Here is a 6,358-nt window from a genome sequence, read left to right as displayed (position 1 = left end):
TACGAGATCTCCGGGAACACGAGGTGCTCCTTGAGCCCGAGGGCGTAGTTGCCGCGGCCGTCGAAGGACGGGCGAGGGCGGGGGCGGCGACGAGGGCGCCGATCACGGCGAGGGCTGCGAGGCGCATGAGAATTCGTTCCGGTTGCGTGCGATGGGATCGAGCAACGGATGGTGGACGCTTCGGTTCCGGTCTCGCTTCGTCGCCTGCTCAGGCGTCGAGGCCGCCGGCTTCCAGGAAGTGCTCGAGCCAGTGAATGTCGTAGGCGCCGTTCTGGACGTCGGCGTTGCGCACGAGGGTGCGGAATAGCGGCAGCGTGGTGTCGACGCCGTCGATGACGAACTCGTCCAGCGCCCGGCGCAGGCGCATCAGGCACTCGTTGCGGGTGCGGCCGTGGACGATGAGCTTGCCGATCAGCGAGTCGTAGTTCGGCGGCACGCGGTAGCCCTGGAAGGCGGCCGAGTCGACGCGGACGCCGAGGCCGCCGGGCGGGTGGTAGTAGGTGATCAGGCCGGGCGAGGGCCGGAAGGTCGCCGGGTGCTCGGCGTTGATCCGGCACTCGATGGCGTGGCCCTCGACCCGGATGTCGTCCTGCGTCACCGACAGGGCGCCGCCGGCCGCGACCCGGATCTGCTCGATCACGAGGTCGATGCCGGTGATCATCTCCGTGACCGGGTGCTCGACCTGGATGCGCGTGTTCATCTCGATGAAGTAGAACCGCCCGTCTTCATAAAGGAACTCGACGGTGCCGGCGCCGAGGTAGCCGAGCTTGCGCATCGCGTCGGCGCAGATCTCGCCGATCTCGCCCCGCATCTCGGCATTGAGCGCGGGCGAGCCGCCCTCCTCCCAGACCTTCTGGTGGCGACGCTGCAGCGAGCAGTCGCGCTCGGCCAGATGCACCGCGCCGCCACGGCCGTCGCCGAGCACCTGCACCTCGATGTGGCGCGGCTTGGTGAGGTACTTCTCCAGGTAGACCGCGTCGTCGCCGAAGGCCGCCTTGGCCTCGGAGCGGGCCATGCCCAGCGCCTGCTCCAGCTCGCCTTCCGAGCGCGCCACCTTCATGCCGCGCCCGCCGCCGCCGGCCGCCGCCTTGACCAGCACCGGGTAGCCGATCTCGGCGGCGACCCGCTTGGCCTCCACCGGGTCCTCGATGCCGCCGTCGGAGCCGGGCACGCAGGGAATGCCGAGCTTGAGCGCGGTGCGCTTGGCTTCGATCTTGTCGCCCATGATCCGGATGTGCTCGGCCTTCGGGCCGATGAAGCCGATCTCGTGATGGGCCAGCACCTCGGCGAAGCGCGCATTCTCTGAGAGGAAGCCGTAGCCGGGATGGACCGCGTCGGCACCGGTGATCTCGCAAGCCGCGATGATCGAGGGGATGTTGAGGTAGCTGTCGCGGGCGGCGGGCGGGCCGATGCAGACGCTCTCGTCGGCCAGCCGCACGTGCATCGCGTCGGCGTCGGCGGTCGAGTGCACCGCCACGGTCTTGATGCCGAGCTCCTTCGACGCCCGGAGGATGCGAAGCGCGATCTCGCCGCGGTTGGCGATCAGGATCTTGTCGAACATGGCAGGGGCGCTTTCCAGCGAAGTGTGCGCGGTTCGCGTGACGAGAGCGGGGCCTTCGCCGACGGCGGCGCGGATGGCGGGCTGACGAACGCCCTCGGCTCCTCCGCGCTCGGCTACTCGATGACGAGGAGGGCTTCGCCGTACTCGACGGGCTGCCCGTCCTCGACGAAGACCGCGGCCACCGTGCCGGCGCGGGGCGCGACGATCTCGTTGAAGGTCTTCATCGCCTCGATCAGGAGCAGCTTGTCGCCGACCTCGACCCTGGAGCCGACCTCGACGAAGGCCTTCGCCTCGGGCGAGGGGCGCAGGTACGCGGTGCCGACCATCGGCGAGGGCACGGCGCCGGGATGGGTCTTGCCACGCTCGGGCACGGCGCCGGGGCCGGCAGGAAGCGGCTGGGGTGCCGCCGGGAGCGCCATGGCCGCCGGCGCGGCGACCTGGACGTTCACCGGCTCGATCCGGCGGACGACGCGGATGCGGAGATCCCCCTTCTCGACCTCGATCTCGGACAAGCCGGTCTCGGTGACGAGGTTGGCGAGCTCGCGGACGAGATCGGCATCGATGGGGTCGTGCTTGGACATCGGGCCTGTCTTCTGGGGACTGAACCTGGGATGGCGGATGGCGGCCGCGCCTGCGCCGTTCCGCCGGCGCGGCCGCGGACCCCGATCCCGCGAAGGCGCCGGTCTTAGACGAAGGCGCGCGTTCGCGACACCCCGTCGCGCGTCAGCAGGAGGCGTGACCGCACTGGCGGACGTCGGCGATGGTCTTGCGGATCGGCTCGACGCCGACCGCGCCGGGGATGATCTCGTCGCCGATGATGAAGGCCGGGGTGCCCGAGAGGCCGAGCTTGTCGCCCAGGCCCCGGTTCTCGGTGAGTGCGGCCTTCACCTCGGGCCCTTGCGCGTCCTTCTGCAGCTTGGCCATGTCGAGGCCCATCGCCTTGGCGACGTCGAGGGCCTTGGCGCCGTTCACGCGGCCCTTGGACTCGAGCAGCTTCTGGTGGAACTCGAACAGCTTGTCGCCCTTGAGCTGCTGCTTGGCGGCAAGCGCGATCTGGCTGGCCTCCTGCGATTCCGGGCCGAGCACCGGGAAGTCCTTGATCACCACCCGCAGCTTCGGGTCGGCCTTGATCAGCGCCTGCACGTCGCCCAGAGCCTTGCGGCAATAGCCGCAATTGTAGTCGAAGAACTCGATCATCGTGACGTCGCCGGCCGGGTTTCCGGCGACCACGTCGTGCGGGCTGTCGAGCAGCGCCTTCTGCGATTCCTTGAGGGCCGCGGCCTGGGCGAGGCGCTGGGTCTCGACCTGGCGCTTCTCGCCCTCGGCGATCGCCTCCTGCAGCACGTCCGGGTTCTTGATCAGGTAGTCCTTGACGATCGCCTCTATGCCGGCGCGCTGCGCGTCGGTGAAGGGCGCGGCCGGCGCGGTCTGCGCCAGCGCCGGGCCCGCGAGGGCGAGGGGCAGGGCGAGGGGCAGGGACAGCATCGCCGCGAGGCAGGAGGCCGAGAGCAAACGGGGGAGAAGCATACGTCCTCGCTGGGCGGGCGCGGCGGGCAGGCCGAGCCGGGGCATGGTCGATCCGGTATCGATCGGGTTAGGCGTTTTCACGGCGGCGGGTCAAATCCCCGGATCGAATCCGGTTTTGCACGATGCGTCATTTCTCCTGCGAGGCGTCACGTCGATGATCGATCCCCTCCGGGCCTTCCGGCTCCGCCCGCGCCTGCTCGCGGCCTTCGGCATCATGGCCGCCTGCGCGCTGCTGGTCCCGGGGCCGGACCTCGTCACGCGCCTGCTCGCAGGCTGGTGCGCCGGGATCGTGGCCTACGCCGTTCTGATCGTCCGCCAATCGACCGGGCAGTCCCGTGACGCCCTGCGCCTGCAGGCCTCGCGCCTCGACGACAGCGCGGCCCTGGTCACCGTGTTCACCCTGCTCGCGGCCGCGGCGAGCTTCGCCGCGGTCGGCGTGTTGGTGCTCGGCGGCAAGGCGAGCGGGGCGGGCAAGGTCTTCGACCTGACGCTCGCCGGCGCGACGGTGCTGTGCACCTGGTCCTTCGTGCAGCTCGTCTTCTCGGTCCACTACGCCCACGTCTACTACGGCGACGACGCGCCGGGCGAACGCCGCGGCGGCCTCGACTTCCACGGCGACGAGGACCCGGACTTCTGGGACTTCCTGTACTTCACCGTCACCATCGGCGCGGCGGCGGCGACCTCGGACACCAACATCACCAGCAAGCGCATGCGCCGCATCGCGACGGTGCAGACGGTCTACGCCTACCTGTTTAACACCGGCGTGCTGGCCCTCGCCGTGAACATGGCGGCGGGGTTCGTTGGGCATTGAGGATGTTGGGCGATCCGGGCGATGCTCCCGAATCGTCGGCGCGCCGTTTCGTCATCGCCGGCCGCATTTGATGGCGCTACAAATATTATGGCGATCACCTTCGATCCCGCGAAGCGAGATTGGACGCTCCGTGAGCGAGCCCTCGATTTCGCAGCTGCCGCGACCGTCCTCGCCGGCTCCTGCGTCAGCTTCGAAGACGATCGCCAGGATTATGGCGCGACGCGCATCATCACGATCGGGACGCTCGCGAGCCGGATGGTCGTGGTCGGCTGGACCCTGCGTGGCGACGACGAGCATGTCTTTTCGATGAGGAAGGCCAATGACCGTGAGCAAAAGAAATATGGTCCCGCCCTCCGCTGACGGCATCGGGCAAACGGACCTTGCGCGGCTCGATGCCCACGTGATCCAGGCGAGCGAGTATGACGAGATTCCCGAGATTACCGACGCCATGATGGCGCGCGCAGTGCCCGGCTCGGGCCACGACATCGCGCGCCGCGGGCGTGGGCGTCCGAAATCCGAGGCTCCGAAGCGGCAGGTGACGTTGCGCCTCGACGGCGACGTGATCGCGGCGATGCGCGCTAGCGGGCAGGGCTGGCAGGCGCGGGCCAACGCCGTGCTCCGCGAACGCTTCAAGGCGTAGCGCCACGGCGACAGGTCCTGCGGGCCGTTCGAGGGCTGACCGGCGGCCGCGGCCCGCGTATAAGCGTCGGATGATCCCGATCTCCCGCCGTGCCGCCGCCGTCGCGCCCTTCCTCGCCATGGACGTGATGGTCGCCGCCGCCACAAAGGCGCGGGCCGGGGAGGACGTGGTGCGGATGGAGGTCGGCCAGCCCTCGGCGCCGGCGCCTCGGGCGGTGATCGCCGCCGCGCAGCGGGCGCTGGAAGGCGGCCGCGTGCCCTACACCGAGGCCCTGGGGCTGCCGGCCCTGCGCGAGCGCATCGCGCAGGATTACCGCGAACGCCACGGGGTCGCGGTGCCGCCGGAGCGTGTGGTGGTGACCACCGGTTCGTCCGCCGGCTTCATCCTGGCCTTCCTGAGCCTGTTCGACGCCGGCGCCCGGGTCGGCGTGCCGCAGCCGGGCTATCCGGCCTATCACAACATCCTCTCGGCCCTCGACCTGGTGCCGGTGCCGATGCGCCTGAGCGCCGCCGACCGCTACGCCCCGACCGCCGCGCTGCTTCAGGCGACGCATGCGGCACATGCCCTGTCCGGCGTGCTGGTGATGAGCCCGGCCAACCCCTCCGGCACGGTGATCGGTGAGGCGGCGCTCGCCGAACTCTGCGCGGCGGCGCGGGCGCTCGGCCTACCCTTCGTCTCCGACGAGATCTATCACGGCCTCGGCTACGGCGTGCCGACGACGACCGCGCTCCGGTTCGACTCGGATGCGATCGTCATCAACTCGTTCTCGAAGTACCATTGCATGACCGGCTGGCGGGTCGGCTGGATGGTGGTGCCCGACGCCCTCGTGCGCCCGATCGAGCGGCTGGCGCAGCACCTCTACATCTCGGCGCCCTACCTCTCGCAGGTCGGCGCGCTGGCGGCCTTCGATGCCACCGAGGAGCTCGACGCCGTGCGCGACGGCTACGCCCGCAACCGCGCGATCCTGCTCGATGCGTTCCCCGGAATCGGCCTCGGGCGCACGCATCCCGTGGACGGCGCCTTCTACCTTTACGCGGATGTGGCGAACCTCACCAACGACGCCTCCGCCTTCTGCCGGCGGATGCTCGACGAGGCCGGCGTGGCGGCCACCCCCGGCCTCGACTTCGACCGGGAGGCCGGCCACCACCACGTCCGGTTCTCCTTCGCCGGCTCGGAAGCCGAGTGCCGGGAGGCGGTGCGGCGCCTGCGCACTTGGCTGGCGTGATGCCGCTCAGGCTCGTCCGACCCGGCGCCTGATACGTTCAGGCTGCCAGGACGGCCGCGTCGGCGGCCGCTGCAGCTGCGAGGGTCGTCGCGGTCGCCGCGTCGAAGGCCTGGAACGCGACGGTCGCGGCGTCCCAATCCTGAACCTTCACGCCGGCGCAAAGCGCTGCCGCCTGGGCGGCGGCGGCGATGACTCCGGCGCGGACGTTTGCGGGCAGGATCGGGTCGGCGACGATCGCCATCATGCCGGTATGGGGCACGACGCCGACCAGCACCGAAGCGAGCCGGCGCTTCCAGGCGGCGCAGTCGGCCGGCAGCCGGGCGAGGGCCACGGCCAGGGGGTCGCCGTCCAAGCGGTCGAGCAGGGTGCGGCTCATCGCTTCGAGCGCCTCGAGCTCGCCGATCGCGTCCTTGATCTCACCGCGCGACTTCTCTGTGCCGGCGGCGATGCGGCCGACGTTGGAGGCGATCTCGCCGGTGGCGGCGATCTGCTGCTCCATCACCTCGGCCAGGGCCCGCATCTCGGAAGCCGCCTCGGCGACCGCGGCGCTCTCGGCCTCGACGCGGGCGTTGGCGCGGTCCATCACCTCGGAGC

The 6,358-nt window shown here is 70.5% G+C and carries 7 protein-coding genes and 1 pseudogene; 4 read left to right on the top strand and 4 right to left on the bottom strand.

The features are described from left to right. Window positions 1–208 precede the first annotated feature (208 nt). The 3 genes from accC to FV222_RS14755 form a co-directional block, all read right to left on the bottom strand. A complete protein-coding gene (gene accC, locus FV222_RS14765; RefSeq protein WP_147753913.1) occupies window positions 209–1,561 on the bottom strand; it encodes an acetyl-CoA carboxylase biotin carboxylase subunit in 1,353 nt (450 codons plus the stop codon). Window positions 1,562–1,674: 113 nt separating this feature from the next. Beyond that, window positions 1,675–2,142 (bottom strand): acetyl-CoA carboxylase biotin carboxyl carrier protein, encoded by a 468-nt coding sequence (accB, locus tag FV222_RS14760; protein ID WP_147763823.1) that lies wholly within the window; start codon window positions 2,140–2,142, stop codon window positions 1,675–1,677. Between the two features lie 142 nt (window positions 2,143–2,284). Further along, window positions 2,285–3,046: a DsbA family protein gene (locus FV222_RS14755; RefSeq protein WP_147814846.1), complete on the bottom strand. Its 762-nt coding sequence runs from the start codon at window positions 3,044–3,046 to the stop codon at window positions 2,285–2,287. A gap of 196 nt (window positions 3,047–3,242) precedes the next feature. Between FV222_RS14755 and FV222_RS14750 the strand changes: the two genes are divergently transcribed. The 4 genes from FV222_RS14750 (at window position 3,243) to FV222_RS14735 (ending at window position 5,764) form a co-directional block, all read left to right on the top strand. Continuing rightward, window positions 3,243–3,899, top strand: a complete 657-nt coding sequence (locus tag FV222_RS14750; protein WP_147761700.1) for a DUF1345 domain-containing protein — start codon at window positions 3,243–3,245, stop codon at window positions 3,897–3,899. An 87-nt stretch (window positions 3,900–3,986) separates the two neighbouring features. Continuing rightward, entirely contained in the window at window positions 3,987–4,259 is a 273-nt protein-coding gene (locus FV222_RS14745) for a BrnT family toxin (RefSeq protein ID WP_147761720.1), read from the top strand. Then, window positions 4,240–4,539: a BrnA antitoxin family protein gene (locus FV222_RS14740; protein WP_210246492.1), complete on the top strand. Its 300-nt coding sequence runs from the start codon at window positions 4,240–4,242 to the stop codon at window positions 4,537–4,539. The genes FV222_RS14745 and FV222_RS14740 overlap by 20 nt, the downstream gene beginning before the upstream one ends. A gap of 70 nt (window positions 4,540–4,609) precedes the next feature. Next, the gene (locus FV222_RS14735) at window positions 4,610–5,764 is read left to right on the top strand and encodes an aminotransferase class I/II-fold pyridoxal phosphate-dependent enzyme (protein WP_147761698.1); all 1,155 of its coding nucleotides are present in this window, start codon (window positions 4,610–4,612) and stop codon (window positions 5,762–5,764) included. A 37-nt stretch (window positions 5,765–5,801) separates the two neighbouring features. Here FV222_RS14735 and FV222_RS29670 read toward each other — a convergent pair. Continuing rightward, window positions 5,802–6,358 (bottom strand): annotated as a pseudogene (locus FV222_RS29670) (chemotaxis protein); the annotation flags it as partial.

This window comes from Methylobacterium sp. WL103, from assembly GCF_008039885.1.
Taxonomy (GTDB): Bacteria; Pseudomonadota; Alphaproteobacteria; order Rhizobiales; family Beijerinckiaceae; genus Methylobacterium; species Methylobacterium cerastii.
This window is presented reverse-complemented; position numbering and strand designations above follow the sequence as displayed.